This is a genomic window from Streptomyces angustmyceticus, from assembly GCF_040701845.1.
In the GTDB taxonomy this organism is placed as follows: Bacteria; Actinomycetota; Actinomycetes; order Streptomycetales; family Streptomycetaceae; genus Streptomyces; species Streptomyces angustmyceticus_A.
The window spans coordinates 1-25,247 of sequence record NZ_JBFBHQ010000016.1 but is presented as its reverse complement, the minus strand read 5'-3'; the positions used below and the strand labels follow the sequence as shown (position 1 = coordinate 25,247).

18 protein-coding genes are annotated in these 25,247 nt (G+C 72.6%); 10 read left to right on the top strand and 8 right to left on the bottom strand.

Annotation, left to right across the window (positions count from 1 at the left end):
- Window positions 1-40 precede the first annotated feature (40 nt).
- A complete protein-coding gene (fxsT, locus tag AB0411_RS26410; RefSeq protein WP_366419764.1) occupies window positions 41-3,052 on the top strand; it encodes an FxSxx-COOH system tetratricopeptide repeat protein in 3,012 nt (1,003 codons plus the stop codon).
- 131 nt (window positions 3,053-3,183) lie between these two features.
- Here the strand turns inward: fxsT and AB0411_RS26405 are convergent, their stop codons facing one another.
- The 4 genes from AB0411_RS26405 to AB0411_RS26390 all read right to left on the bottom strand — a co-directional run bounded on the left by AB0411_RS26405 (window position 3,184) and on the right by AB0411_RS26390 (window position 9,890).
- On the bottom strand, window positions 3,184-6,972 hold the full coding sequence (locus tag AB0411_RS26405) for a multifunctional oxoglutarate decarboxylase/oxoglutarate dehydrogenase thiamine pyrophosphate-binding subunit/dihydrolipoyllysine-residue succinyltransferase subunit (protein ID WP_366419763.1): 3,789 nt from the start codon (window positions 6,970-6,972) through the stop codon (window positions 3,184-3,186).
- A 226-nt stretch (window positions 6,973-7,198) separates the two neighbouring features.
- Complete coding sequence (locus AB0411_RS26400; RefSeq protein ID WP_366419762.1) at window positions 7,199-8,326, bottom strand: HAMP domain-containing sensor histidine kinase; 1,128 nt, start codon at window positions 8,324-8,326, stop codon at window positions 7,199-7,201.
- Window positions 8,323-9,060 carry a response regulator transcription factor gene (locus AB0411_RS26395; protein WP_086718595.1) on the bottom strand — a complete coding sequence of 246 codons (738 nt, stop codon included), beginning with the start codon at window positions 9,058-9,060 and terminating at the stop codon, window positions 8,323-8,325. The genes AB0411_RS26400 and AB0411_RS26395 overlap by 4 nt, the downstream gene beginning before the upstream one ends.
- A gap of 74 nt (window positions 9,061-9,134) precedes the next feature.
- The gene (locus tag AB0411_RS26390; protein WP_366419761.1) at window positions 9,135-9,890 is read right to left on the bottom strand and encodes a spermidine synthase; all 756 of its coding nucleotides are present in this window, start codon (window positions 9,888-9,890) and stop codon (window positions 9,135-9,137) included.
- 244 nt (window positions 9,891-10,134) lie between these two features.
- Here AB0411_RS26390 and AB0411_RS26385 point away from each other — a divergent pair, with 244 nt between their 5' ends.
- A complete protein-coding gene (locus AB0411_RS26385; RefSeq protein WP_366419760.1) occupies window positions 10,135-11,001 on the top strand; it encodes a rhomboid-like protein in 867 nt (288 codons plus the stop codon).
- Here AB0411_RS26385 and AB0411_RS26380 read toward each other — a convergent pair.
- Together AB0411_RS26380 and AB0411_RS26375 are read right to left on the bottom strand one after the other, a co-directional pair.
- On the bottom strand, window positions 10,995-11,573 hold the full coding sequence (locus AB0411_RS26380; protein ID WP_366419759.1) for a hypothetical protein: 579 nt from the start codon (window positions 11,571-11,573) through the stop codon (window positions 10,995-10,997). The two genes, AB0411_RS26385 and AB0411_RS26380, sit on opposite strands and share 7 nt — an antisense overlap.
- A gap of 84 nt (window positions 11,574-11,657) precedes the next feature.
- Window positions 11,658-12,155: a YfbM family protein gene (locus AB0411_RS26375; protein WP_403147242.1), complete on the bottom strand. Its 498-nt coding sequence runs from the start codon at window positions 12,153-12,155 to the stop codon at window positions 11,658-11,660.
- A gap of 178 nt (window positions 12,156-12,333) precedes the next feature.
- On the opposite strand from AB0411_RS26375, the gene AB0411_RS26370 reads away from it, so the two are divergent.
- Window positions 12,334-13,176, top strand: a complete 843-nt coding sequence (locus tag AB0411_RS26370) for a pentapeptide repeat-containing protein (protein WP_366419757.1) — start codon at window positions 12,334-12,336, stop codon at window positions 13,174-13,176.
- An 89-nt stretch (window positions 13,177-13,265) separates the two neighbouring features.
- Complete coding sequence (lon, locus tag AB0411_RS26365; protein WP_366419756.1) at window positions 13,266-15,674, top strand: endopeptidase La; 2,409 nt, start codon at window positions 13,266-13,268, stop codon at window positions 15,672-15,674.
- 99 nt (window positions 15,675-15,773) lie between these two features.
- Here lon and AB0411_RS26360 read toward each other — a convergent pair whose 3' ends face one another.
- The gene (locus AB0411_RS26360; protein WP_366419755.1) at window positions 15,774-16,634 is read right to left on the bottom strand and encodes a lysozyme; all 861 of its coding nucleotides are present in this window, start codon (window positions 16,632-16,634) and stop codon (window positions 15,774-15,776) included.
- A gap of 280 nt (window positions 16,635-16,914) precedes the next feature.
- Between AB0411_RS26360 and AB0411_RS26355 the strand changes: the two genes are divergently transcribed.
- Complete coding sequence (locus AB0411_RS26355; protein ID WP_366419754.1) at window positions 16,915-17,418, top strand: MarR family winged helix-turn-helix transcriptional regulator; 504 nt, start codon at window positions 16,915-16,917, stop codon at window positions 17,416-17,418.
- A gap of 185 nt (window positions 17,419-17,603) precedes the next feature.
- Here the strand turns inward: AB0411_RS26355 and AB0411_RS26350 are convergent, their stop codons facing one another.
- Entirely contained in the window at window positions 17,604-18,449 is an 846-nt protein-coding gene (locus AB0411_RS26350) for a hypothetical protein (protein WP_366419753.1), read from the bottom strand.
- A 612-nt stretch (window positions 18,450-19,061) separates the two neighbouring features.
- Here AB0411_RS26350 and AB0411_RS26345 point away from each other — a divergent pair.
- The 5 genes from AB0411_RS26345 to AB0411_RS26325 all read left to right on the top strand — a co-directional run bounded on the left by AB0411_RS26345 (window position 19,062) and on the right by AB0411_RS26325 (window position 24,968).
- Window positions 19,062-22,004: a sensor histidine kinase gene (locus AB0411_RS26345; RefSeq protein ID WP_366419752.1), complete on the top strand. Its 2,943-nt coding sequence runs from the start codon at window positions 19,062-19,064 to the stop codon at window positions 22,002-22,004.
- Window positions 22,001-22,492 (top strand): roadblock/LC7 domain-containing protein, encoded by a 492-nt coding sequence (locus AB0411_RS26340; protein ID WP_366419751.1) that lies wholly within the window; start codon window positions 22,001-22,003, stop codon window positions 22,490-22,492. Before AB0411_RS26345 ends, AB0411_RS26340 begins: the two co-directional genes overlap by 4 nt.
- A gap of 73 nt (window positions 22,493-22,565) precedes the next feature.
- The gene (locus AB0411_RS26335) at window positions 22,566-22,967 is read left to right on the top strand and encodes a DUF742 domain-containing protein (RefSeq protein ID WP_086720132.1); all 402 of its coding nucleotides are present in this window, start codon (window positions 22,566-22,568) and stop codon (window positions 22,965-22,967) included.
- Window positions 22,968-23,004: 37 nt separating this feature from the next.
- A complete protein-coding gene (locus AB0411_RS26330) occupies window positions 23,005-23,622 on the top strand; it encodes a GTP-binding protein (RefSeq protein ID WP_366419750.1) in 618 nt (205 codons plus the stop codon).
- A 92-nt stretch (window positions 23,623-23,714) separates the two neighbouring features.
- The gene (locus tag AB0411_RS26325; protein WP_366419749.1) at window positions 23,715-24,968 is read left to right on the top strand and encodes a styrene monooxygenase/indole monooxygenase family protein; all 1,254 of its coding nucleotides are present in this window, start codon (window positions 23,715-23,717) and stop codon (window positions 24,966-24,968) included.
- Window positions 24,969-25,247 lie beyond the last annotated feature (279 nt).

Below are 25,247 nucleotides of genomic sequence, written 5' to 3'. Positions count from 1 at the left end.
TCCGCACGCGCGCACCATCGCATCCCAGGGAGACGGTCGCATGGTCGATCAGGCCACCTTTTCCGGTCCCACCGGCTCCAACGAACACATCACCATCAGCTACGCGGGCTTCACCCGGCCCTGGGCGGCGTGGATCTCCCACCAGCTGGAAGCGCAGGGGCACGGCACGACCCTGCTGCGCTGGGACCCCCAGGTGGACACCGCCCTGGTGGAGGAGCTCTCGGGGCTGCTGGAGGCCGAGGGCCGGCTGCTGATCGTGCTGGACGACTGGTACTTCCGGCTGGGCCCCAAGACGCAGGAGGAGTGGACGGCCGCCCTGCGCGAGGTGGTCTCCCCGCACGCCGACCGGTTCGCCGCCGTGAGCGTGGCCACCCAGTCCCTGCCCGCCACGGCCTCCCTGCTGCGGCCCGCCGACCTGCGCGACCTGGACGCCCAGGAGGCCAACCGCCGGGTGCTGCAACGGCTCGGCATCGCGGGGCAGGGCCGGGCCGTCGACGAGGAGGCGCCCGGCGCGCCCCGCTTCCCGAACAACCCGCCCGAGGTGTGGAACATCCCGCGCCGCAACAACCGCTTCACCGGCCGCGACAACGTCCTCGAAGAGCTGCACGGCAAGCTGGCCGGCTCCGGGGCGGGCGCCGGCCCGCCGCTGGAGACCCGTATCGCGCTGTACGGCACCTCCGGCGTCGGCAAGAGCCAGATCGCCGCCGAGTACGCCCACCGCTTCGGCAACGACTACGACGTGGTGTGGTGGATCAGCGCCACCAACCGCGGCGCCGCCCGCGAACAGCTCGCCGAACTCGCCACCCGGCTCGGCCTGCCCGTCGGCCGGGAGCTGGGCGACCGCATCCGCGCCGTCCACGAAGCGCTCCGCGTCGGCCGCCCCTACCGCCGCTGGCTGCTGATCTTCGACAGCGCCGACGACATGGAGCAGATCGAGGACCTGGTGCCGGACGGCCGCGGCCACGTCCTGATCACCACCCTCACCCGCGACTGGTCGGGCTCCGGCAGCGCCCAGGAGATCGAGGTGCTGCCCTTCGACCGCGTCGAGAGCGTCGCCTACGCCCGGCGGCGGGCCCCGCGGCTGACGCCGATGGAGGCCGACCTGCTCTCCGACGCCGTCCAGGACCTGCCGCTGCTGCTCGCCCAGACCGCCGCCTGGCTGGACGCCAACCCGATGTCGCCCAAGGAGTACATCGAGCTGATCCGCCGCGGCGAGCCCAGCCTGGTCGGCATCCGCATCTCCTCCGACTACCCCATGGCCTTCCAGACCAGTTGGGCCATAACCCTCAACACCCTGCGCGAACGCAGCCCCGCCGCGGTCGAACTCCTCAAGCTGTTCGCGTTCTTCGCCCCGGACGCCATCCCCGTCCCGATGCTCGCCCAGGCCCGCCGCGGCGACCTGCCCGAACACCTCGCCGACCTGGCCGCCGAACCGATCAGCTGGAACACCGCACTGCGCCGGCTGACCGAGTCCACCGCCGTACGCCTCGACTACCAGGTCTCCCAGGACGCCGAACCGGCCGTGGAGACCGCGCTGATGCACCGGCTCTACCACCGGTTCCTGCGCAGCGACATGACCGAGGACGAGCGCGACCTGATGGCGGCGACGGCCTGCCGGGTGCTGGTCACCGCCGACCCGCAGAACCCCGCCGACACCCGCTACTGGGAGCGCTACGCCGCGCTGATCCCGCACCTGGAGCCGGCCGGCGTCCTCGACAGCCCCGAGCCCGCGGTCCAGCAGCTGCTGCTCAACTGCGTCGAGTACCTGCGGGTCCGCGGCGAGTACCGCATGGGCCTGCGGCTGTGCGAACAGTTCATGTCGCGCTGGCGCACCCGGCTCGCGGCCACCCAGCGCACCATGCTCGTCCTCACCCACCAGCACGCCAACATGCTGCGCAGGCTCGGCCGCTACCGCGAGGCCGAGGCGGTCGGCAGCGCCGTCGTCGACCAGCTCACCGCCGAGCGGGACGCGGCCGACGCCGACCTGCTGCGGGCCCAGGACGGCCTGGCCGGCACCCTGATCGCCCTGGGCGCGTACGAGCAGGCCTACGACCTCTTCGACGCCGTCTGGCGGGCCTACGCCGACCTGCTCGGCCCGGAGGCGCCCCGCACCCTCTCCTCGCGGCACAACCTCGGCACCGTCCTGGCGCTGCTCGGGCGCTACGAGGAAGCACTGGTCACCCACCGCGAGGTGCTGGCGTTCCGGGAGCGCGAACTGCGCGCCCGCCACCACCTCACCCTCAACGCGGGCACCGCCTACGCCCGTACGCTGCGCCTGCTCGGCCGCTACCGCGACGCCACCTCCGGCCAGGAGCTCAACGCCCGGCTGCATCTGCAGGTGATGGGCGCGCACACCCCGCAGACCCTGCGCGCCGAGCACAACCTCGCGCTGTGCCTGCGCCGCTCCGGCGACACCGCCCGCGCCGCCGTGCTGCTCGCCGACCTCGTCGAGCGCTCCCGCCGGGTGCAGGGGCCCCGCCACCCCGAGACGCTGATGGTGCGCGCCGACCAGGCCACCTTCCTGCGCGAGCACGGCGACCTCGGGCACGCCCGCGACCTCGCCGAGGAGGTCGCCGAGCGCTACCGCGCCCTGGCCGGCGAACATCACCCCTACACCGTCGGCACCCTCGGCAACGTCGGGCTGGTCCGCGCCGAGTTCGGGGACTCCGCCGAGGCGCTGGCCCTCGCGGACCGGGCGCTCGGCGGGATGACCGAGGCCATGGGCCCCGACCACCCCTGGACGCTGGGCTGTGCGCTGAACGCCGGTGCCGCCCGCAACCGGGTGGACGACGAGGAGGGGGCGGTGGAGCTGGGCCGGGCCACACTCGCGCGCGCCAAGACGGCGCTCGGCGACGCCCACCCGCTGACCCTCTCCGCGAAGACGGCGCTCGCCGAGGACCTGCGGGCGCTGCGCCGCGGCCAGGAAGCCGCCAAGCTGGAGCAGGAGGCGATCGGGCAGCTCTCCGAGACGCTGGGCCCCGAGCACCCGCACACCCTCTCCGCCCGGCGCCGCCGCCGCCCGTACTGGGACTTCGAACCGCAGCCCGTCTAGGGCCGGAGCCCGACGACGGCGCGCGGCGGGCGCCGCCACGGCGTCCGGCCCCCGGCATGCGGAAGGGCCCGCCCCCACCGGGGACGGGCCCATCCGCTGTGCTCCACCGGTCACCCCGGCACCTCGGCGCCTCAGGCGTCGAAGGCCTCCGCGACCAGCTGTGCCTGCTCCGCCTGGTGGCGCTTGGCGGAGCCGACGGCCGGCGACGAGGAGTGCGGCCGCGAGATGCGGCGCAGGCGCTCGCCGTGCGGGACATCGGCGCCGACGGCCAGGTCGAGGTGGTCGATCAGGTTGAGGCCGAGGAACGGCCACGCACCCTGGTTCGCCGGCTCCTCCTGCGTCCACAGGTACTTCTCGGCGTTCGGGAACTTGGCGATCTCCGCCTGGAGCTCCTTGCCGGGAAGCGGGTAGAGGCGCTCGATGCGGACGATCGCGGTGTCGTTCGCGCCGCGCTTCTCGCGCTCGGCCTCCAGGTCGTAGTAGACCTTGCCGGAGCAGAAGATGACCTTGCGGACGTCCTCGGCCTTGACCGTGGAGTCGCCGATGACGGGGCGGAAGCCGCCCGTCGTGAACTCTTCCGTGCTCGACGCCGCGGCCTTCAGACGCAGCATCGACTTCGGGGTGAAGACGACCAGCGGCTTGTGGTGCGGGTTGTGGACCTGCCAGCGCAGCAGGTGGAAGTAGTTCGACGGCAGGGTCGGCGCGGCGACCGTCATGTTGTTCTGCGCGCACAGCTGCAGGAAGCGCTCGATCCGGGCCGAGGAGTGGTCCGGGCCCTGGCCCTCGTAGCCGTGCGGCAGCAGCAGGGTGACGCCGGACGTCTGGCCCCACTTCTGCTCCGCCGAGGAGATGAACTCGTCGACGACGGTCTGTGCGCCGTTGACGAAGTCACCGAACTGCGCCTCCCACATGACCAGCGCCTCCGGGCGGGCCAGGGAGTAGCCGTACTCGAAGCCCATCGCCGCGTACTCGCTCAGCAGCGAGTCGTAGACGTTGAAGCGGGCCTGGTCCTCGGAGAGGTAGAGCAGCGGGGTGTAGTCGTCGCCGGTCTCGCGGTCGATCAGCACCGCGTGGCGCTGGCCGAAGGTGCCGCGGCGGGAGTCCTGGCCGGCGAGCCGGACCGGGGTGCCCTCCATCAGCAGCGAGCCGATGGCGAGGGTCTCGCCCATGCCCCAGTCGATGGTGTTGTCCTCGACCTGGGCCGCGCGGCGCTGCAGCTGGGGCAGCAGACGCGGGTGGACGGTGACCCGCTCGGGGATGTTGACCTGCGACTCGGCGATCCGCTTGACGACCTCCTGGGAGATCGCGGTGTCGACGTAGACCGGGAACTCGGCCTTGGGCTGCGGCACCTCGGGGGCGGCCGGCGCCGTCGTGGCGTCGCGGACCTCGGTGAAGACCTTCTCCAGCTGGCCCTGGAAGTCCTGCAGCGCCTGCTCGGCCTCCTCCAGCGTGATGTCGCCGCGACCGATGAGGGACTCGGTGTAGAGCTTGCGCACCGAGCGCTTCTTGTCGATCAGGTCGTACATCAGCGGCTGGGTGAAGGCCGGGTTGTCGGACTCGTTGTGGCCGCGGCGGCGGTAGCAGATCAGGTCGATGACGACGTCCTTGTTGAACGCCTGGCGGAACTCGAAGGCCAGACGGGCAACGCGGACGACGGCCTCGGGGTCGTCGCCGTTCACGTGGAAGATCGGCGCCTCGATCATGCGGGCCACGTCGGTGGCGTACATGGACGAGCGCGACGACTCCGGGGCGGCGGTGAAGCCGACCTGGTTGTTGATGACGACGTGGACCGTGCCGCCGGTGCGGTAGCCGCGCAGCTGCGACATGTTCAGCGTCTCGGCGACCACGCCCTGGCCGGCGAACGCCGCGTCACCGTGCAGCTGGATCGGCAGGACCGTGAAGTCCGTGCCGCCCTTGTTGATGATGTCCTGCTTGGCGCGCGAGACACCCTCGACGACCGGGTCCACGGCCTCCAGGTGGGAGGGGTTGGCGGTGAGCGAGACCTTGATCTGCTCGCCGTCGAGACCGGTGAAGGTGCCCTCGGCGCCCAGGTGGTACTTCACGTCGCCGGAGCCGTGCATCGACTTCGGGTCGAGGTTGCCCTCGAACTCGCGGAAGATCTGCGCGTAGGACTTGCCGACGATGTTGGCGAGGACGTTGAGGCGGCCGCGGTGGGCCATGCCGATGACGACCTCGTCCAGGCGCGACTCGGCCGCGGAGTCGATGACCGCGTCCAGCAGCGGGATGACGGACTCGCCGCCCTCCAGCGAGAAGCGCTTCTGGCCGACGTACTTCGTCTGCAGGAACGTCTCGAACGCCTCGGCGGAGTTCAGCCGGCGCAGGATGCGCAGCTGCTCCTCGCGCTCGGGCGACTTGTGCGAGCGCTCGACCCGGTCCTGGATCCACTTGCGCTGCTGCGGGTCCTGGATGTGCATGAACTCGATGCCGGTGGTGCGGCAGTACGAGTCGCGCAGCACGCCGAGGATGTCGCGCAGCTTCATCATGGACTTGCCGGAGAAGCCGCCGACCGCGAACTCGCGCTCCAGGTCCCACAGGGTGAGGCCGTGCTCGGTGATGTCGAGGTCGGGGTGCTTGCGCTGGTGGTACTCCAGCGGGTCGGTGTCGGCCATGACGTGGCCGCGGACCCGGTAGGAGTGGATCAGCTCGAAGACCCGGGCGGCCTTGGTGACGTCGTCGTCGTGCGACGCGTCGATGTCGCGCATCCAGCGGATCGGCTCGTACGGGATCCGCAGCGACTTGAAGATGTCGTCGAAGAAGTCCTTCTCGCCGAGCAGCAGCTGGCTCATGACCCGCAGGAACTCGCCGGAGGCGGCGCCCTGGATCACCCGGTGGTCATAGGTGCTGGTCAGCGTCATGACCTTGGAGACACCCAGCTTGTTCAGGGCGTCCTGCGAGGTGCCCTGGAACTCCGCGGGGTAGTCCATCGCGCCGACGCCCATGATCATGGACTGGCCCGGCATCAGGCGCGGCACGGAGTGGACGGTGCCGATGCCGCCCGGGTTCGTCAGCGACGCGGTGACTCCGGTGAAGTCGTCCATCGTCAGCTTGTTGTCGCGGGCCCGGCGGACGATGTCCTCGTAGGCCTGCCAGAACTCGAAGAAGGTCAGCGTCTCGGCCTTCTTGATGGCGGCGACGACGAGCTGGCGCTCGCCGTTCGGCTTCACCAGGTCGATGGCCAGACCGAGGTTCACGTGGTCGGGCTTGACCAGGGTCGGCTTGCCGTCCTTCTGGGCGAAGGAGTAGTTCATCGCCGGCATGGCCTTGAGGGCCTGCACCATCGCGTACCCGATGAGGTGGGTGAAGGAGACCTTCCCGCCCCGGGCGCGCTTGAGGTGGTTGTTGATCACGATGCGGTTGTCGAAGAGCAGCTTCACCGGGACCGCGCGGACGGACGTGGCCGTCGGCAGCTCCAGGGAGGCGTTCATGTTCTTCGCAACGGCGGCCGACGGGCCACGCAGGGTGACGAACTCGGGACCGGCAGTGACCTCGCCGTCGGCCTTCTGGGTGGCGGCCTTGGCGGCCGGCTTGGCCGGGGCGGCCTTCGCCGGAGCGGCCTTGGCCGGGGCCGGTGCGCTCGCGGCCGGCTTCGCCGGGGTGGCCGGCGCGGCGGCCGCGGGCTTGGGCTCGGCGGCGGCGGGCGCCGCCGGGGCCGACTGCGCCGGAGCGGCCGGAGCGGGGGCGGAGCCCTCCGCCGGCTGGCCCGGCGCGGTGGCACCGCCCGGCTTGTAGTCGGCGAAGAAGTCCCACCAGGCTCGGTCTACCGAGTTCGGGTCCTGGAGGTACTGCTGGTAGATCTCGTCGACGAGCCACTCATTGGGACCGAACGCGGCAGCAGGGTTCTTCCCCTGCCCCTCTTGGTCGGTCGAGATGCTCGAGCTGTTGGGGGACTGTAGCGACACGGCGGCAACCGCCCTCTTCCGCTTCCTAAGGTGGTGGACAGCGGGAATAAAGGCTACGCCTGTTGTGACCCTCGATGCAGGCTGGGAGGGGTACTCGTCGCGTACGTCACATTCCCGGACGTGTTTCGGGGCACGATCAGACGGGAAACACGCAAGGTTTGCCTGTATCCGGGTAGGCGTGATCGCCGCAGGAGTGCTCCCACCACCGACCCTACGTCAGCGGCCGTCAGCTTCGAGCTGACTCCAGCCCCGGAAGAGTGACCCGGATCCGGCAACCACGTGGGGATTCGGCCACGCCGATGCGTCCGCCGTGCAGGTCCACGGCCCAGCGCGCGATGGCCAGGCCCAGGCCGGTGCCCCCGTCGGAGCCGGGGCCCGAGGGCGCCGGGCCGCCGCGGTTGAACCGCTCGAAGACCCGGTAGCGCTCCGACTCCGGAATGCCGGGCCCCTCGTCCTGTACCTCCACCACCAGGCTCTCGGGGCCCTCGCCGCGCCGCGCGTGCACCGTGACCCGGCCGTGCCGGGGACTGTGCTTGATCGCGTTGTCGATGAGATTGGCCACGACCTGGTGCAGCCGCTCGGCGTCCGCGTGTGCGGTCAGCTCCGGCGGCGAGACGTCGAGGTGGAGGTGGACGTCCGTACGGGTGTGGGTGCCGGAGCCGGCCACCCCGGCGAGGGTGGAGGCGCCCCGGCTCATGTTGGCCTCCTTGAGCACCCCGGACAGGTACGGCCAGACCTCGAAGCGCCGGGCGTGCAGCGGCACCACCCCGTTGTCCAGCCGGGACAGGTCCAGCAGGTGCTCGACGAGGCGGCCCAGCCGCTCGGTCTGCTGCAGCGCCGTCCGCATCGTCTCCGGGTCCGGCTCGCTGACCCCGTCGACCACGTTCTCCAGGACGGCGCGGAGCGCGGCGATCGGGGTGCGCAGCTCGTGCGAGACGTTGGCCACCAGCTCCTTGCGGTGGGTGTCCACCGCCTCCAGGTCGGCCGCCATCCGGTTGAAGGCGTTCGCCAGGTCGCCGAACTCGTCACGGCGCTCCGAGCGGACCCGGCGGCTGTAGTTGCCGTGCGCCATCGAACGGGTGACGTCCGTCATCTCGTCGAGCGGGGCGGTCAGGCTGTTGGCCACGAACTGGGTGATCAGCAGCGAGGCGATGATCGAGAAGATCGTGATCACCCGCAGCTCGGTCGCCGAGTGCATCGCGACGAAGACCAGCAGCGTGGTGATGATCACCGAGACGCTGACCAGCGCGCCGAGCGCGGCCTTGACCGAGCGGTAGGGGTCGAGCGGGCGCAGGCCCTCCCAGACCCGCCGCCCCAGCTCGCTCACGGGCGTGTGCCACCGCCGCCGCGTCATGCGGCGGGGGTCTCCAGGGCGTAGCCGACACCGTGGACCGTACGGATGCGCTCGGCGCCGATCTTGCGGCGCAGGGCCTTGATGTGGCTGTCGACCGTACGGGTCCCGGAGGCGTCCGCCCAGTCCCACACCTCGGCCAGCAGCTGCTCACGGGAGAGCACCGCGCGCGGGGTGTTGGCCAGGCAGACCAGCAGGTCGAACTCGGTGGGCGTCAGATGGACGTCCGAGCCGCGCACCCGCACCCGGCGCTGGGCGTGGTCGATCTCCAGCTCGCCCAGCCGCAGGATGCCGCTGCGCGGGGTGTGCGCGGCCAGCGCGGCGCGCTCGACCCGGCGCAGCAGGACGTGCACCCGGGCGGCCAGTTCCCGCATGGAGAACGGCTTGGTCATGTAGTCGTCGGCGCCGACGCCGAGGCCGACCAGCATGTCGGTCTCGTCGTCCCGTGCGGTGAGCATCATCACCGGCACCGGGCGCTGGGCCTGGACCCGGCGGCACACCTCCAGGCCGTCGAAGCCCGGCAGCATCACGTCGAGCACCAGCAGATCCGGCTGCCAGGCCTCCGCGGTCTCCACCGCGGCCGGCCCGTCGGTCGCCGTCTGCACCTGGAAGCCCTCGGCGCGCAGCCGGGCCGCGATGGCGTCGACGATCGTCGGGTCGTCCTCCACGACCAGCACCCGGCGCTGGGCGCCCGGCGTGGCAGCGGCGCCGCCCTGCGTTGTCTGAGTCTGGTCCATCGCCCGCCCCTGCATGTCCCCTGCGTGGTCGCGTATTGCTGGGCAGCAGCGTACGGGCATGGCGCGAGTGTCGGCTACGCGCCCTTCCGCGCGAGATGGACCACGTCAGGGACGCCTCGGACAACGGGGATCTCTTCCGTATGTACCCCGTGGAAACCGGCATTTCGCAAGGCTTCCTCGAAGGCCGGGGACGGCTGCGCGGACCAGACGGCGAGCACGCCGCCGGGTGTCAGGCGGTCGCGGCAGGCGGCGAGTCCGGCGGGGGAGTAGAGGCTGTCGTTGCCCTCGGTGACGGTCCAGTCGGGGCCGTTGTCGATGTCCAGGCACAGGGCGTCGTAGGTGTCCTGGGCGGTTTCCGACCGCAGGTGGGCGACCAGGTCGGTGTGCAGGATCTCGCTGCGCGGATCGGCCAGCGCGGCCGCCGAGACCGCCGACAGCGGGCCCGTGCGGTGCCAGTCGATGACCGCCTCCTCGCGCTCGACGACGACGATCCGCCCCCAGCGCGGCTGGGCGGCCGCGCGGGCCAGGGAGAACCCGACGCCCAGGCCGCCGATCAGCACGGAGGGCCGGGCCCGGCCGGCCGGCAGTGCGTCCAGCGCGGCGTCGATCAGCAGCCGCTCGGACCGGCCGTCGGAGGTGTCCATCAGGAAGCAGCCGTTGGCGATGATCTCGTAGACGGCGGGGGCGCCGGAGTCGTCAACTCCGGGCTCTGCGGGGGATCCGCCCCGCCGGCGCAGCACCACCTCGCCGTACGGGCCCTCGCGGCGGTCGAGCGTGCGCGGGGCCTCGGGGAGGCCGGTCGTTGCCTGGGTCGGAGTCACGGGAGCCATGGCGCCCATGGTGGCCAATACGGACCGTGCCGGTCCAACGGAATGAGCCGGGGGGCGCCCCCGGCGGCGCGGACGTGAGGCCCCTCACGAGGGTTGCTCCATGTGAGGGATATCACTCACACAGGTTCCTCATGGGTTGAGCGTGCAGGCTGGTCCGGAACGTAGGGCGGGGCAGGGGAATCACGGCCGAGGAACACGGACGTGGCTGACCGGATGCGCCAGGGACGGAAGGGGCCTCGGACAAGTGAGCTGGCTGGGATCCGCCGAGAGGGCACGGGCCGATCGTGCGCCGTCCGCCATACCGGCGCCGGACCACGGTCCCGACGCGTCACCGGCCCTCGCGCCGGGCCTGCTGCCGGGCATCCCCCGCCAGCGTGCGCCCCGGCCGGTCCGCGTGCAGGAGGCGGCGCCCGCCGCGGTGCCGCCGCCTCCGCGGCGGCGGGCCGGGCGGCTGCTGCCCACGCCCCTCGGCACCCCCTTCACCTTCGGCTACGCCCTCCTCCTCGTGGCCACCTCGCTCTTCGCCGAGTACGCCGACCCGGCGCTCGTCTCCGACCTGCTCCAGGGCTCCAGTACGGACGTCGTCCATCTGGCGCAGGCCCCGCTGCTGGTGCTGGTCGCCAGCGCGCTGTGGATAGCGGGCGGGATGACCTCCGCGTACGCCCTCGGCTTCCTCTTCGTCCTGACGGCCCTGGAGCGGCGGATCGGGGGACTGCGCACGGCCGCCGTCTTCTTCGGCGGACATGCGCTGGCCACCCTCGCCACCGAACTGCCCGTCGCCTTCTCCGTCGCCGCCGGCCGGCTGCCGGAGAGCTCGCTGCACCGCCTCGACTACGGCATCAGCTTCGGCGTGATGACCAGCATCGGAGCCCTCGCCGGCCTGCTGCCGGCCTGGCTGCGCTGGCCGCTGCTGGCCGGTGTCGGCTACCTGGCCGTGACCGATCTGCTCGCCTACGCCGACCCGATGACCGAATGGGGCCATCTGCTCTCGCTCGCCCTGGGCGTCGCGAGCTGGCCGCTGCTCCGACGCTGGCGCACCGCCCTCGCCCGGCCCGCGCCGCTCCTGGGCGACCTGGGCCATCCGGCGCTGCGGGGCATGCGGACCTACTGAGCGTCCGGGAGCCGCGGGCCGGAGCGGACCGCCGAGAGGTAGGTGTGCGCGATGGCGTAGGCGCAGCCGCCCAGCAGCACCACACCGGAGAGCACCCCGCTGACGAACGGCACCCACGCCACCGCCGAGGTGCCCGCCATGCCCAGCCCCGTCACGCCCAGTGCGGTCAGCGCGACACCGGGAACGGCGATGCTGCGCCGCTTCCAGACCGCCATCAGCGCGACGAAGTGCAGACCGACGATCAGCGCGATCCAGGCCACGGCGGTCTCCGGGGGAGCACCCGCGGCCCGCAGCGCGAGATTGCCGCCGACCAGCAGCACCGCCTCGGCCCCCACGACGAACGCGAACCGCCCCCGGAACCAGTCGGCGCGGGCGGGCTCGGCGTCCTCCGCCACGGGCCCTTCGAGCCGCCCGGCCCGCAGCGCGAGCGCCACCAGCCCGGCCAAGGTGAGCACCGCGAGCACCCGCAGGGCGAGGCCGATCGCGGGATCCAGCGGGTCGTGTGCGTTCGCGACCACGAAGATCGTCCCGAAGAGTGCGCCGATGAAAATCCCGGACATCCGCTGCAACATGCGGTGAAGGTAGCAGTCCTGACGCGGTGTGAGGTCGTCATCGAAGGGCTTTTCGGCGCGGCCCGCCGGGCCCCGGCCGCGCCGCTATCCGAGCCACATCAGCATGCCGTCCCCCTCGTCCGCCGCCGCGCGGAAGAACGGCCGCAGCAGCTCGTAGTGCTCGCTCACGAAGTCCAGGGGCACGCCCCGCTCCCAGACGATCGCCGGGTACACCTCCGCCTCGGCGAGGTCCTCGGGACCGACCCCGGCCGTCAGGCGCTCGCCCGATATCTCCGCCAGGGCCCCGGCGGCGGTCCGCACCCGCTCGGGGGTGAGGTAGCGGGGCGGGCCGTAGCCCCAGTCGTCGGCGCCGGGGACGGCCTCCTCGCCGTGGACGATGTCCACCGGGAAGGCCGCCCGGCGCAGCAGGAACCCGAGGGCGTCCCAGGCCTTGTCGACATCCAGGCAGCGTGCCAGCGCGGGCCGCGGACACTCCTGCGCCTCCGCCTCCATCCGCCCGCCGACCAGCTCCAGCGCCCACTCGGGATCGTCCAGGGTGCGGTGGAGTTCGGCGGGCGTGACGCGTGCATACGCTCCGATCATGCTCATGGTTCTGAGGCTAGGGGCGACCACTGACAACGCCCGGCGGCGGAGGGGGCGTTGCCGCCCGCGGCGTACGCAGCCGGCCGGGCGCGGCGCCCCGCCCGGCGCCTGGGAGAATGGCGGCCCCTTCCGAGCGCGGGCCCCGCGGGCGCCCGCCGGCCGCAGGAGTGCGCCCACCGTGTCCCCAGACCACCAGCAAGCAGTTCCGGACACCGCCGCTCCCGGTCTGCGGTCCGACTGCGGCAGTTGCTTCGGGCTCTGCTGTGTCGCGCTGCCGTTCGCGGCCTCGGCGGACTTCGCGTTCGACAAGGACGCCGGCCGCCCCTGCCCGAACCTGCGCACGGACTTCCGCTGCGGCATCCACGCCGAGCTCCGTCCGCGCGGCTTCTCCGGCTGCACCGTCTTCGACTGCTTCGGCGCCGGACAGAAGGTCTCCCAGGTCACCTTCGGCGGACAGGACTGGCGGCGGGCCCCGGGGACCGCCCGGCAGATGTTCGAGGTCTTCCCCGTCATGCGGCAGCTGCACGAACTCCTGTGGTACCTGGCCGAGGCGCTGGCCCTGCCCGCCGCCCGCCCGGTGCACGCCGGTCTGCGCGCCGCACTGGAGAGGACCGAGGCCCTCACCCGCGGCAGCGCCGAGGAGCTCACGGCCCTCGACGTGCCGGCCCACCGGGGCGAGGTCAACGCCCTGCTGCTGCGTGCCAGCGAGCTCGTACGGGCCGAGGTCCCGGGCCCCAAGAAGGAGCGGCGCGGCGCCGATCTCCTGGGGGCCCGCCTCAAGGGCGCCCGCCTGCGGGGCGCCAACCTCCGCGGGGCCTGCCTGGTCGCGGCCGACCTCACGGGCGCCGATCTGCGCACGGCGGACCTGATCGGCGCCGACCTGCGGGACGCGGACCTCTCCGGCGCCGACCTCACCGGTGCCCTCTTCCTCACCCAGGCGCAGCTCGACGCGGCCCGGGGCGACGCGGCGACCGGGCTGCCGGAGGCCCTGTCCCGCCCCGCCCACTGGCAGCGCGGGTGATCGCTCACAGCGAACGACTCCGGGGGAACATCTCCCACCCCCGCCGCATTGAGTGAGTACAGCTCAACTTGTTTGCCGAAGGGGAGATCATGGCTTCGACGTCCACATCGCTCACTCTGCCCGTGCTGCCCCTCGATGACGAGGTCGTGCTCCCCGGCATGGTGGTGCCCCTGGACCTGTCCGACCCGGACGTCCGGGCGGCGGTGGAGGCCGCGCAGGCCGCCGCCACCTCGGGCAACAAACCGCGGGTGCTGCTCGTTCCCCGGGTCGACGGGACCTACGCCGGCATCGGCACGCTCGGGCGGATCGAGCAGGTCGGGCGGCTGTCCGACGGCGACCCCGGGGCGCTGATCCGGGGCCTGGGCCGGGTGCGGATCGGCTCCGGCACGACCGGGCCCGGCGCCGCGCTCTGGGTGGAGGGCACGACCGTCGAGGAGACGGTCCCCGCCCCCCTGCCCGGTGCGGTGACCGAACTCGTCACCGAGTACAAGGCGCTGGCCACCAGCTGGCTGCGCAAGCGCGGCGCCTGGCAGGTCGTCGACCGCGTCCAGCAGATCGAGGACGTCCCGACGCTGGCCGACAACTCCGGCTACTCGCCGTTCCTGACCACCGAACAGAAGGTCCGGCTGCTGGAGACCACCGATCCGGTCGCGCGCCTGAAGTACGCCACCGAGACGCTGCGCGAGCACCTCGCCGAGCAGGACGTCGCCGAATCCATCGCCAAGGACGTCCAGGAGGGCGTCGACAAGCAGCAGCGGGAGTTCCTGCTGCGCCGGCAGCTGGAGGCGGTCCGCAAGGAACTCGCCGGGCTCAACGGCGACCCCGAGGACGAGGGGGACGACTACCGTGCCCGGGTCGAGGCCGCCGACCTGCCCGTGGACGTCCGCAAGGCCGCCCTCAAGGAGGTCGACAAGCTGGAGCGGTCCAGCGACCAGAGCCCCGAGGGCTCCTGGATCCGCACCTGGCTGGACACCGTCCTGGAGCTGCCGTGGAACGAACGCACCGAGGACGCCTACGACATCGCCGGCGCCAAGGAGATCCTCGACGCCGACCACGCGGGCCTGGAGGACGTCAAGGAGCGGATCACCGAATACCTGGCCGTCCGCAAGCGCCGGGCCGAGCGCGGTCTCGGCCTGATCGGGGGGCGCCGTGGCGGCGCGGTGCTGGCGCTCGTCGGCCCGCCCGGTGTCGGCAAGACCTCGCTCGGTGAGTCCGTCGCGCGGGCCATGGGCCGCAAGTTCGTCCGGGTCGCGCTCGGCGGCGTCCGGGACGAGGCGGAGATCCGCGGCCACCGGCGCACCTACGTCGGCGCGCTGCCCGGCCGGATCGTCCGTGCGATCAAGGAGGCCGGGTCGATGAACCCGGTGGTGCTGCTCGACGAGATCGACAAGGTGGGCTCCGACTTCCGCGGCGACCCCGCCGCCGCCCTCCTGGAGGTCCTGGACCCGGCGCAGAACCACACCTTCCGCGACCACTACCTAGAGGTCGAACTCGACCTCAGCGACGTGGTCTTCCTGGCCACCGCCAATGTCCTCGAAGCCATCCCCGAGCCGCTGCTCGACCGGATGGAGCTGGTCCGCCTGGACGGCTACACCGAGGACGAGAAGGTCGTCATCGCCCGGGACCACCTGCTGCCGCGCCAGCTGGAGCGGGCCGGTCTGGAGAGCGGTGAGGTGACGCTGGAGGACGCCGCGCTGCGCAAGCTGGCGGGCGAGTACACCCGCGAGGCGGGCGTACGGAATCTGGAGCGCGCGGTCGCCAGGCTGCTGCGCAAGGTCGCCGCCCAGCACGAACTGGGGCAGCAGGAGCTGCCCTTCACGGTCGGCACGGACCAGCTGCGCCCGCTGATCGGGCGGCCGCACCACACCCCCGAGTCGGCGCAGGACCCGGCCGAGCGGCGCACCGCGGTGCCCGGTGTGGTCACCGGCCTCGCGGTCACCGGCGCCGGCGGCGACGTGCTCTATGTGGAGGCCTCGCTCGCCGATCCGGAGACCGGGGCGTCCGGGCTCCAGCTGACCGGCCAGCTCGGCGACGTGATGAAGGAGTCCGCGCACATCGCGCTGTCCTTCCTGCGCTCCCACGGCGCGGAACTGGAGCTCCCGGTCGCCGATCTGAAGGAGCGCGGTGTGCATCTGCACGTACCGGCGGGCGCCGTTCCCAAGGACGGGCCGAGCGCGGGCGTGACGATGACGACGGCGCTGGCCTCGCTGCTGTCGGGCCGGCAGGTGAGGCCGGATGTGGCGATGACCGGTGAGGTCTCGCTGACCGGGCGGGTGCTGCCGATCGGCGGCGTCAAGCAGAAGCTGCTGGCGGCGCACCGTGCCGGGATCACCACCGTGGTGATCCCCAAGCGCAACGAACCCGACCTGGACGAGGTGCCGGCCGAGGTCCTCGACGCCCTGGAGGTGCACGCCGTGGCGGACGTCCGCCAGGTGCTGGAGCTGGCGCTGACCCCGGCCTCGAACGGGGCCGCTCCCAAGGTGCCGGTCGCGGCCTGACAGGCAACGGCGGCCGGTCCGGTTCCCGCAGAGGGGCCGGACCGGCCGCCGCCGTGTGCCCGGGGGCGCGCCTCGCGCGCAGGTGTCCCGGGGGAGTCCCTAGCCGTTGGCGAGGGCCCGGAGGCGGTCCAGCGCGCCGTTGAAGCGGTTGTGGTCCCCGACCGTCGGGCCGGACGAGGTGTACTGCCAGACGGTGTGGAAGCCCCAGCCGGCCGGGAGTTCGCCGACCGAGGAGCCGTAGCGCGGTATCCACAGGGGGTTGACGGCGCCGAAGGTGGTGGAGTTGCCGGTGCACTGCTTCCACCAGCTGGTGGAGGTGTAGATGACGGCGTCCCGGCCGGTCCGCGCCTTGTAGGTGGCGAACCAGTCCTTCATCCAGTTGACCAGGCCGGCCGCGCTCAGCCCGTAACAGGTGGCGCCGTAGGGGTTGTACTCCATGTCGAGCGCGCCGGGCAGCGTCCTGCCGTCCCGGGACCAGCCGCCGCCGTGGTTGAGGAAGTAGGTGGCCTGGGCGGCGCCGCTGGAGGTGTCGGGGGTGGCGAAGTGGTACGCGCCCCGGATCATGCCGGTGTTGTAGGAGCCGTTGTACTGCTGCGCGAAGGAGGGGTTGGTGTAGCTGGTGGACTCGGTCGCCTTCACATAGGCGAAGCGGACACCGCTGTTCCAGAGCGTCGACCAGGCGACGCTGCCGTTGTGGCTGCTGACGTCCACGCCCTCGACGGACGCGGCGAGGGACGGTGCGGCCGGCGCGGGGCCGGCCGCGGTGCCCTCGTGCCGGGCGATCTGGGAACCGGCCCAGTCCTGGCCGGGGTGGCTGGGTTCGGGCGCGTGCCGGGTGGCCGCGGCGCCGGCGGTGCCCGGCAGCCCGAGGAGGAGGGAGAGGACCGCGAGAAGGACCCCGGCCACGGCCGTGAGGGACCGTGCGGGTCGGTGGGGAGAGCCGGATCTGAGCACGGACATACGTGCCTCCGAAGATCTCGGGGGGATGACCTGAGGGGGGGAGGAGCTGACGGCATGGCGCAGGCGTGCGGACGCGGCGGTGCGACGTGCGAGGCGCGCGGCGGGACCGCGGACACCCGGAGGCCATTTGGTATGGCCATGCCAGAAATGACGATACGCGCGTAGAACGAGGGGGCAGAAGAGGGGCCGTGGGCTGCCGTTGGTCTAATCCTGCGAAATACTGGCCGAGCTGCGGCTTCGGCCGCCGAGGGCGGAAACTTTCAGGTGAGGGAAAGCGGGCATGGGCGCTGACGTGCACAACACCGGAGCCGACGGGACGACGGCGGACGGCGAACCGATGGGTGTGGACCACGTATTTCTGGCCCTGGAGCGCGAATTGGCGGTATTCCTCCGCCGGGCCCGTGCCTCGTCGGGCGAATTGGCACGAGAGGTGCATCCCGACCTTGAGCCCTCCGCGTACGGCCTGCTCGTCCGGCTGGCCGACGCCGGTGCCCAGCGGGCCACCGACCTCGCCGGCTTCTTCGGCGTCGGGAAGGCCACGATGAGCCGCCAGTTGCACGCCCTGGAGAAGCTCGGACTCGTCGCCCGCGAGCCGGACCCGGCCGACGGCCGCGCGGTCCTGGTGCGTCTGACCGACGAGGGCAGCGACCGCTTCACCCGCGTCCGCACCGGCCGCCGCGCCCAGTACGCCCGCCGCCTCGCCTCCTGGGACCGCGCCGAGGTCGCCGAACTGGCCCGCCTGCTGCACCGACTGAACGCGGAGCAGGAGAGCGACGAGGTCTAGGGGTGTCCGCACCCTCCCGTCGTCCGACGGGAGGGCAGGACTGCGCGGACACCCCCTGGGGAGCGCTGTGCGTGCCGGGGGCGTCCGGCGCCGCCGCACCCCCGGACCTGCGCCGCCGCCGCGGCGTTCCCCCGCGCCGGCGGAAATTCCGCCGCCCGCCGGTGATTGTCACGGGACCACAAAAATCACGGCGCCACGAAAATCACCGCCGCGTCGTCCCGCGCCTTGCCGCGCGGATACGCCGTGCCCTGCGGGTCCGCCGCCTCCGCCGCCCTGACCCGGTCGATCAGCGACTGCGGGCCGTGCCCGGTCACCTGGGCCACGCAGTCGGCCCAGGAGCCCTCCTGGAAGACCTCCGTCCAGCGGCTCGCGCCGTCGCTGAGCGCGGTCAGCGAGCGCAGGCCGGCGCGCGGCACGCTGCCGGACACCGCACGGGCGGCCACCGCCGGATCGGCGGCCGCGGTGAAGAAGCCGCCCTCCGCGTTGCGCAGCGCCTCGACCGCGCGGACGTACTTCCGGGCCGCCGCGGCCCGTTCCGCCGAACCGCGCGGCAGGGCCCGTACGGCGGCGCGCCGGTCGCGGACCGCGGGCGGCAGTTCGTCCAGCCGCCGGTCGCGCACCGGGTGCACCGAGCCGTCCGCCAGCTCCAGGAGCAGCACCGAGTCGGACAGGACGAGGTACTCGACGGCGGCCCCGGACCACCGTGCGGCGACGACGGTTGCCTGGGGAGTGCGGGCGTGAGAAAGGTCACACGTGTCCCGATGGATATCGGCCGTCCGGGAGATGGCCGTGGAGAGAAGCTCAGGGAGCGTCATATCCCGGTGTGAAACCGACAGTTCGAGCATTGCGCCACCGAGCCGCGCGGTGAACCACGGCACGGTGTGGACGCAGCCGTAGTCCTCCGCGGGTGGCGTCACGCCGTCCAGCAGGACGAAGGCTCCGCCCTCGCCGGAGGCCGGCAGGGCTACCGATGCGTAGTCCTCGTTTGGGTGTTGGGCGTCGCCCGGCTCGGTGGCGAGTTCGATGCGCATGGCGGCAAGTCTGCCGGAGGCCTCGGTTCCGCCCCCGGTCGCAGGGGCGCGCGGCGGTGCCGGAGTGCGGCCGGGGCGGTGGCGTACCGGAGGTAAGGACCGCGGACCCGGCGGCGTGCGGGCGCGCATCCTTCCAGGAGCGGGACACATCTCCAAACCCGTTCCGGGGTGGGGCGGGCCGGCGGCCGAAAACCTTGGCGCACGGAAGTTGATGGTCAAACTCCGATTGATGTTCACTCGTTCAGGTGGCCGGGCATGTGTTGCCGAGCCACTGCGCGGCGCCGGTGGAAGGGTCGTTGCCCGGTCAAGGGGCGGGGCCAGGACGTTCGTCGCGACGCGCAGAGCCGGGCTGTTTCCCCTCGCGGAAGTGTGTGCTGCTGCGTTCTTCGCGCAGGTCCGCCCCCGTGAGCGGAGAGCGAGCCGGGTCCGCGACGCCATATGGCGTGGACAGGCGAGACAGGAATGCGAGCAGCGGTGCGGAAGATGCGGCTTCGAGGCGGCGCAAGGAAGCCGGGTTCACCGGCCGGTTCGGTCTCGGGACCGAGCACGGGCTCGGGTCCTGGTAAGGGTCCGGACGGGACGGAGGGCGGTGCGGGACGGCGTCCCGCGCGCGTGCGCAACCGGCTCGTCGGGGCGGTCGCCGTGGTGGCCGCAGCCGTCCTCGGCGCCGGCGCCCCCGGGCTGTCGGCCACGGCCGACCACGCCACCCACAGCCAGCAACTGGTCGACCTCGCCCAGGTCAACGCGCATGCCGTCGCGCTGGCGCACTCCCTGTCCGACGAACGCGACGGGATGACCGCCTACGCCGCCAAGGGGCGCGGCAGCCGTACGGCCCAGGGGCTGGGCAACACCGCGGCCAACGCCGCCGGCACCGCCGCGACGGACGCCACCGCCTCCCGCGCCCAGCGCGCCCGTGTGGACCGGCAGATCGGCGAGCTGCGCTCCGCGGCCCAGGGCACCGCCGACGACAGCGCCGTGTACAAGACCGCCGCCAAACTCCTGGCCGCCCTGCCGCAAACCCGTCAAAAAGCGCTGTCCGGGGCCGGATCGGCCGAGCAGGTCTACAACGCCTACACCCAGGCGATCCAGGCACTCGGTGCGATCAGTGACGACATCGCCCGCGGCCTGCCCGCCCGGGCGGACTCCGCCGACGCCGACACCCGCGCGCTGCCCGACCTCGGCCGCGCCGCCGAACAGGCCGCCGGCACCCGGGCCCTGCTGCTCGCCGCCCTCGGCGCGGGCGGCAGCCAGCCCCGGCTGACGACCCTCGCCCAGGTCGCGCACCTGCGCGAACAGGGCGCGCTGGGCGACTTCCAGCAGACCGCGAGCCAGAGCGCCCGGGACCGCTACGTCCGCACCGTCAACGGCGCCGACGTCAACACCGCCGAGCGCTACCTGGCCCGGCTGACCGACCAGCCCCGCCTGGACGCCACGGATCTGCGGCTCAACCGCCGGCGCGTCCAGGAGACGCTGACCAGCCGCATCGGCCTGATGCGCGGCGTCGAATCCGCCATGGCCACCGGCGACATCCAGCGCCTGGGCGTCCTGCGCGACGACGACGTCACCGAGCTGGAGATCCGCATCGGCCTGGAAGGGCTGTGCCTGCTGCTGGCCGTCGGCGCCGGCATCTGGGCCGCCCGCTCGATGACCCAGCCGCTCGCCGCGCTGCGGATCGGCGCCACGCGCCTGGCCGCCGACCCGGCGCACGAGGAGCCCATCAGCTACAAGGGCCGCAACGACGAGTTCGCCACCGCCGTCCGCTCCGTCAACGCGCTGCACGCCCAGGTCGGCGAGCTGGCGCGGCGCACCTCCGAACTGGAGGGCGAGCGCAAGCGGCTGGTCGGCGGCCGGCAGCGGCTGGTCGCCGAGCGCGAGGTGCTCCAGGAGCAGGGCGAGTCCCTCAGGGAGGAGATCGCCGAGCTCACCGAGCGGCTGGCGGCCCTGCACTCCGGTGTGCACGGCCGGTTCGTCAACCTCTCGCTGCGCACCCTCGGCCTCGTGGAGCGCCAGCTCGGCGTCATCGAGTCGCTGGAGGAGAGCGAGCAGGACCCGGAGCGGCTGGAGACCCTCTTCAAGCTGGACCACTTCGCCGCGCGGATGCGCCGCAACAGCGAGAACCTCCTCGTCCTGGCGGGCGCGGAGCAGTACAGCAACAACCACCAGGGGCCGGTGCCGCTGCTGGACGTGATGCGCGCCGCGATCAGCGAGATCGAGCGCTACGAGCGGGTGAGCATCCAGTCGCTGCCGCCGCACTCCCAGGTCGCCGGGTTCGCCGCGGACGACGTCAGCCACCTGGTCGCCGAACTCCTGGAGAACGCCACCGCGTTCTCGCCGCCGGACGCCCATGTCGAGCTCTCCGGCTGGCTGCTGGAGAGCGGCGAGGTCATGCTCTCCGTCCAGGACGAGGGCATAGGGATGACCTCGGAGCGGATGGCCGAACTCAACGAGCGGCTGACCGACGTCGAGGCCGCCTCGTCCTCCGAGACCGTCGACGAGGCCCTGGGCCTGGGCCTGTACGTGGTCGTGCGGCTGGCCGCCCGGCACGGTGTCCGGGTCCAGCTGCGGGACGCCAAGCAGGGCGGCGTCACCGCCGTCATCGTGCTGCCCGGCTCGATCCTGCCCACCCGCCCGGCCCCGGCGGCCTCGCCGGCGAGCACGCCCCGGGACGTGGCGCACACCCCGTCCCTGCCCGGCTCGGTCGCCGAGGCGAACTCCAACGCGCTGCCGACCCGGATGGCGCGGCGGGACCCGGCAGCCGTGACCGGACCTGCCGCCGCGGCCGCCCCGTCCCCGGCGCCCGGAGCGGCCCCGTCCCCGGCCGCACCCGCGGCCGCCGGGCAGCCCGACGGCCCGGCGGCGCCGGCGCCCGGCCACGACGGCACCCCGGCAGCGGACCCCGCCGCCGACCCGTTCGTCGCCGCCGCGGAGCGCGCGATCGACGCGGCCGGTCTCGGCGCTCCGGCCGAACCGGCACCCGCCGGGGAGCAGCCGGCCGGCCCCACCACCCACGCGGCGTCCGAACCGAGCCCGTACGGCCCGCAGTCGCCCGGCCCCTACGCCGCCACCACCGGCGGCGCCGGCGAGCACCTGCGGCCCGCGGACGACGGCGCCCCGGGCAACGAGCCCGCCGCGGCGGGCGCGGCCCCGGCCGACCCGTACGCCATCGGCCCGGACCAGCACGCGCGCCCCGCGGCCGGCGCCACCCCCACGGACGCAGCCGGCGGCGCGTCCCCGGCCGAGGCACCGGCCGACCCACAGACCGCCGCCGCCCCGCCCGCGGGGGAGCGGCGGACGACCTCCATGGGGCTGCCCAAGCGCACCCCCAAGGTCGTGGCGCAGAACCAGGCGCCGACCGCCCCGCGCAAGAGCGGTGCGGCCAACGCCGAGGCGCTGCGGCGCCGGCTCGGCGGATTTCAGGCGGGAGCGCGAGACGGCCGGCGTGAGGTCGAAGCCGAGATCGCGGAACGTACAGCGGAGCTGACCATCCCACAGACGGACACCGACGGAGCGGGGGCCCCGGGAGAGAGCCACGTTGTCGAGGAGGCACGCGATTGAAGGCGCAAGCGCCCACTGCTTACGGACAGGGTCTGAGCAGTCAGGCAAGGAATCTGCATTGGCTGCTGACCAATCTGGTCGACGAAGTACCGGGAATCCGCTCGGTCGCGGTGGTCTCCTCCGACGGCCTGCTGCTGCTGTCCTCCGACCCGGACCGGGCGGAGGAGACGGCACGGCCGGGGGGTGACGGTCCGCGGGGATCCAGCGCGGACCTGGCCACCATCGTGTCCGGGCTGGGCAGCCTCACCCAGGGTGCCGCGAAGCTGATGGACGGCGGGGCGGTCAAGCAGACGATGATCACGATGGACGAGGGCAGCCTGTTCGTCATGTCGATCAGCGACGGCTCGCTGCTCGGGGTGCACGCCACCCCGGACTGCGACATGAGCGTCATCGCCTACCACATGGCGCTGTTCGTCGGCCGGGCCGGTCATGTCCTCACCCCCGAACTCCGCACCGAATTGCGCAAGTCGATGGAGAACGCCCAGTGAGCGAACGTAGTGAGCGGACCGTGGAGAGGTGCGCGCCGAGCGAGTGCGAGGGCGGACGAAGCGAGGTTTCGGCATGAGCAGCAGTCGCAAACTCCCCGTGCGCGGCGGGGAGCGCAAACCCTCGCGCGTGCGGCCGTACTCGCTCACCGGAGGCCGGACGCGATTCGGCCACGTCCTGCTCGTCGAGACGTTCGTGGCCGCGCTGGAGGCGCCCGAGGAGCGCCGCGAGCTGACGTCCGGCGGCTGGGGCGACCGGGTGATGCCGGAGATGCGCGCCATCGTCGAGCTGTGCCGCCGGATGCGCTCGGTCGCGGAGATCTCCGCACTCCTCAAGATGCCGCTGGGCGTGGTCCGCGTACTGCTCAGCGACCTCGCCGACCAGGGAAAGATTCGCGTCTACGGCACCGGGCACGGCTCCGGCCGGCCCGACCGCGCGCTGCTCGAAAGGGTGCTGAGTGGACTTCACAGGCTCTGACACGATATCGGCCGGGCCGACGGCGACCCCCGGTTCCGTGAGCCCGTCCGACCCGGCGGCCCAGGCCGCCGACGCGGGGCTGCAGAGCTGGCAGACGGACCGTTCGCGGGCGCCGATCGCCACCAAGATCGTGGTGGCGGGCGGCTTCGGCGTCGGAAAGACCACCTTCGTCGGATCGGTCTCGGAGATCACCCCGCTCCAGACCGAGGCGGTGATGACCCAGGCCAGCGCGGAGACGGACGATCTGACCGCCACCCCGGAGAAGTCCACGACCACGGTCGCGATGGACTTCGGGCGGATCACCCTCGACCAGGAGCTGGTGCTGTACCTGTTCGGCACGCCCGGGCAGCAGCGCTTCTGGTTCATGTGGGACGACCTGGTGCGCGGCGCGATCGGCGCGATCGTGATGGCCGACACCCGGCGTCTGGAGGACTGTTTCCCGGCACTGGACTACTTCGAGAGCTGCGGACTGCCGTACGTCGTCGCGGTCAACCACTTCGAGGGGACCGAGGCCTTCGCCGTCGAGCATGTGCGCGACGCGCTGACCGTGCCGCCGCACGTGCCCGTTGTGATCATGGACGCGCGGAAGCGGGTCACGGTGATCGAGTCGCTGCTCGCGCTGGTCGGCCACGCCTTGGAGACCGCGCCCGAGTAACCGGCCCCCGTACGGGGCCACGGCCCCGTACGGGCCACCGCACCCCCCTTCCCCTCCCCCGAACACCAGCAGTAGCAGAGAAGAGTGCCGCCATGCGGAAGATACTCATCGTCGGAGCCGGCCAGTCCGGGCTCCAGCTCGCCCTCGGTCTCCAGTCCCAGGGCTACGAGGTCACCCTCATGTCCAACCGCACCGCCGACGAGATCCGCGCCGGCCGGGTCATGTCGACGCAGTGCATGTTCGACACCGCGCTGCAGAACGAGCGCGACCTCCAGATCAACTTCTGGGAGAACCAGGCCCCGCGCATCGAGGGTCTCGGCGTCTCCGTCGCCGCCCCCGGCAGCCACGAGTCGCCCGAGGGCTCGCAGCGCGCCATCGACTGGGTCGGCAAGCTGGACGGCTACGCCCAGTCCGTCGACCAGCGGGTGAAGATGGCCGGCTGGATGGAGACCTTCGCGCAGCGCGGCGGCCAGCTCGTCATCCACGGCGCGGCCGTCTCCGACCTGGACTTCTTCGTGAGCCGCTACGACCTGACGCTGGTCTCGGCCGGCAAGGGCGAGCTGGTGTCCATGTTCGGCCGGGACGCCTCCCGCTCCCCGTACGACACCCCGCAGCGCGCGCTCGCCGTCGCCTACGTCCACGGCATGGGCCCGCGCCCCGAACACCCCGAGTTCGACGCGGTGCGCTGCAACCTCGTGCCCGGCGTCGGCGAGCTGTTCGTCATGCCGACGCTCACCACCTCCGGCCGCGCCGACATCCTCTTCTGGGAGGGCATCCCCGGCGGCCCGCTGGACGTCTTCCAGGGCGTCAAGGACCCCAACGAGCACCTCGCCCTGACCCTGGAGCTGATGGAGAAGTTCCTGCCCTGGGAGTACGCCCGCGCCACCAAGGTCGAACTGACCGACGCCAACGGCACGCTGGCCGGCCGCTACGCCCCCACCGTGCGCAACCCCATCGGCCGGCTGCCCTCCGGCGGTCTGGTGCTCGGTGTCGCCGACGTCGTGGTCGCCAACGACCCGATCACCGGCCAGGGCTCGAACTCGGCCTCCAAGTGCGCCGCCTCCTACCTGGCCTCCATCGTCGAGCACGGCGACCGGCCCTTCGACGCGGAGTGGATGCAGACCGCCTTCGACCGCTACTGGAACACCGCCCAGCACGTCACCAAGTGGACGAACGCGATGCTGGCCCCGCCGCCGGAGCACATCCTGAACCTCATCGGCGCGGCCGGCCAGCTGCAGCCCGTCGCCGACCGCTTCGCCAACGGGTTCAACGACCCGTCCGACTTCGAGAACTTCTTCTACGAGCCGGAGAAGACGAATGCGTACCTGGGGTCGTTGACGGGCTGAAAACCGCCTGCGGCGGGGGCCGGCCTCCCACAAACCGCCTGCGGCGGGGGCCGGCCTCCCACAAACCGCATGCGGCGGGGGCCGGCCTCCCACGTGGGCGGGTGGCACCGCCGTGCTTTCCCCTCCCCACCTTCGGTGGGGAGGGGTGTTTTTTTGCGGGCTGCCGCCGCGGCGCGTGGTGTGGTGCGGTGACGGGCCTCCGGGGGTGGGTTGCGGGACTGCTTCGCTTTACGTCCCGCAACCCACCCCCCAAACCCAAAAAAAAAACAAAAAAAACAA

What these genes read in the sequence shown, in the direction of transcription:
- fxsT (WP_366419764.1), top strand. Translation starts at nt 41, where the DNA reads ATGGTCGATCAGGCCACCTTTTCCGGTCCCACCGGCTCCAACGAACAC.
- AB0411_RS26400 (WP_366419762.1), bottom strand. Translation starts at nt 8,326, where the DNA reads ATGACGCGGCGGCGGTGGCACACGCCCGTGAGCGAGCTGGGGCGGCGG.
- AB0411_RS26395 (WP_086718595.1), bottom strand. Translation starts at nt 9,060, where the DNA reads ATGGACCAGACTCAGACAACGCAGGGCGGCGCCGCTGCCACGCCGGGC.
- AB0411_RS26390 (WP_366419761.1), bottom strand. Translation starts at nt 9,890, where the DNA reads ATGGCTCCCGTGACTCCGACCCAGGCAACGACCGGCCTCCCCGAGGCC.
- AB0411_RS26380 (WP_366419759.1), bottom strand. Translation starts at nt 11,573, where the DNA reads ATGTTGCAGCGGATGTCCGGGATTTTCATCGGCGCACTCTTCGGGACG.
- AB0411_RS26375 (WP_403147242.1), bottom strand. Translation starts at nt 12,155, where the DNA reads ATGATCGGAGCGTATGCACGCGTCACGCCCGCCGAACTCCACCGCACC.
- lon (WP_366419756.1), top strand. Translation starts at nt 13,266, where the DNA reads ATGGCTTCGACGTCCACATCGCTCACTCTGCCCGTGCTGCCCCTCGAT.
- AB0411_RS26360 (WP_366419755.1), bottom strand. Translation starts at nt 16,634, where the DNA reads ATGTCCGTGCTCAGATCCGGCTCTCCCCACCGACCCGCACGGTCCCTC.
- AB0411_RS26355 (WP_366419754.1), top strand. Translation starts at nt 16,915, where the DNA reads ATGGGCGCTGACGTGCACAACACCGGAGCCGACGGGACGACGGCGGAC.
- AB0411_RS26350 (WP_366419753.1), bottom strand. Translation starts at nt 18,449, where the DNA reads ATGCGCATCGAACTCGCCACCGAGCCGGGCGACGCCCAACACCCAAAC.
- AB0411_RS26335 (WP_086720132.1), top strand. Translation starts at nt 22,566, where the DNA reads ATGAGCAGCAGTCGCAAACTCCCCGTGCGCGGCGGGGAGCGCAAACCC.
- AB0411_RS26325 (WP_366419749.1), top strand. Translation starts at nt 23,715, where the DNA reads ATGCGGAAGATACTCATCGTCGGAGCCGGCCAGTCCGGGCTCCAGCTC.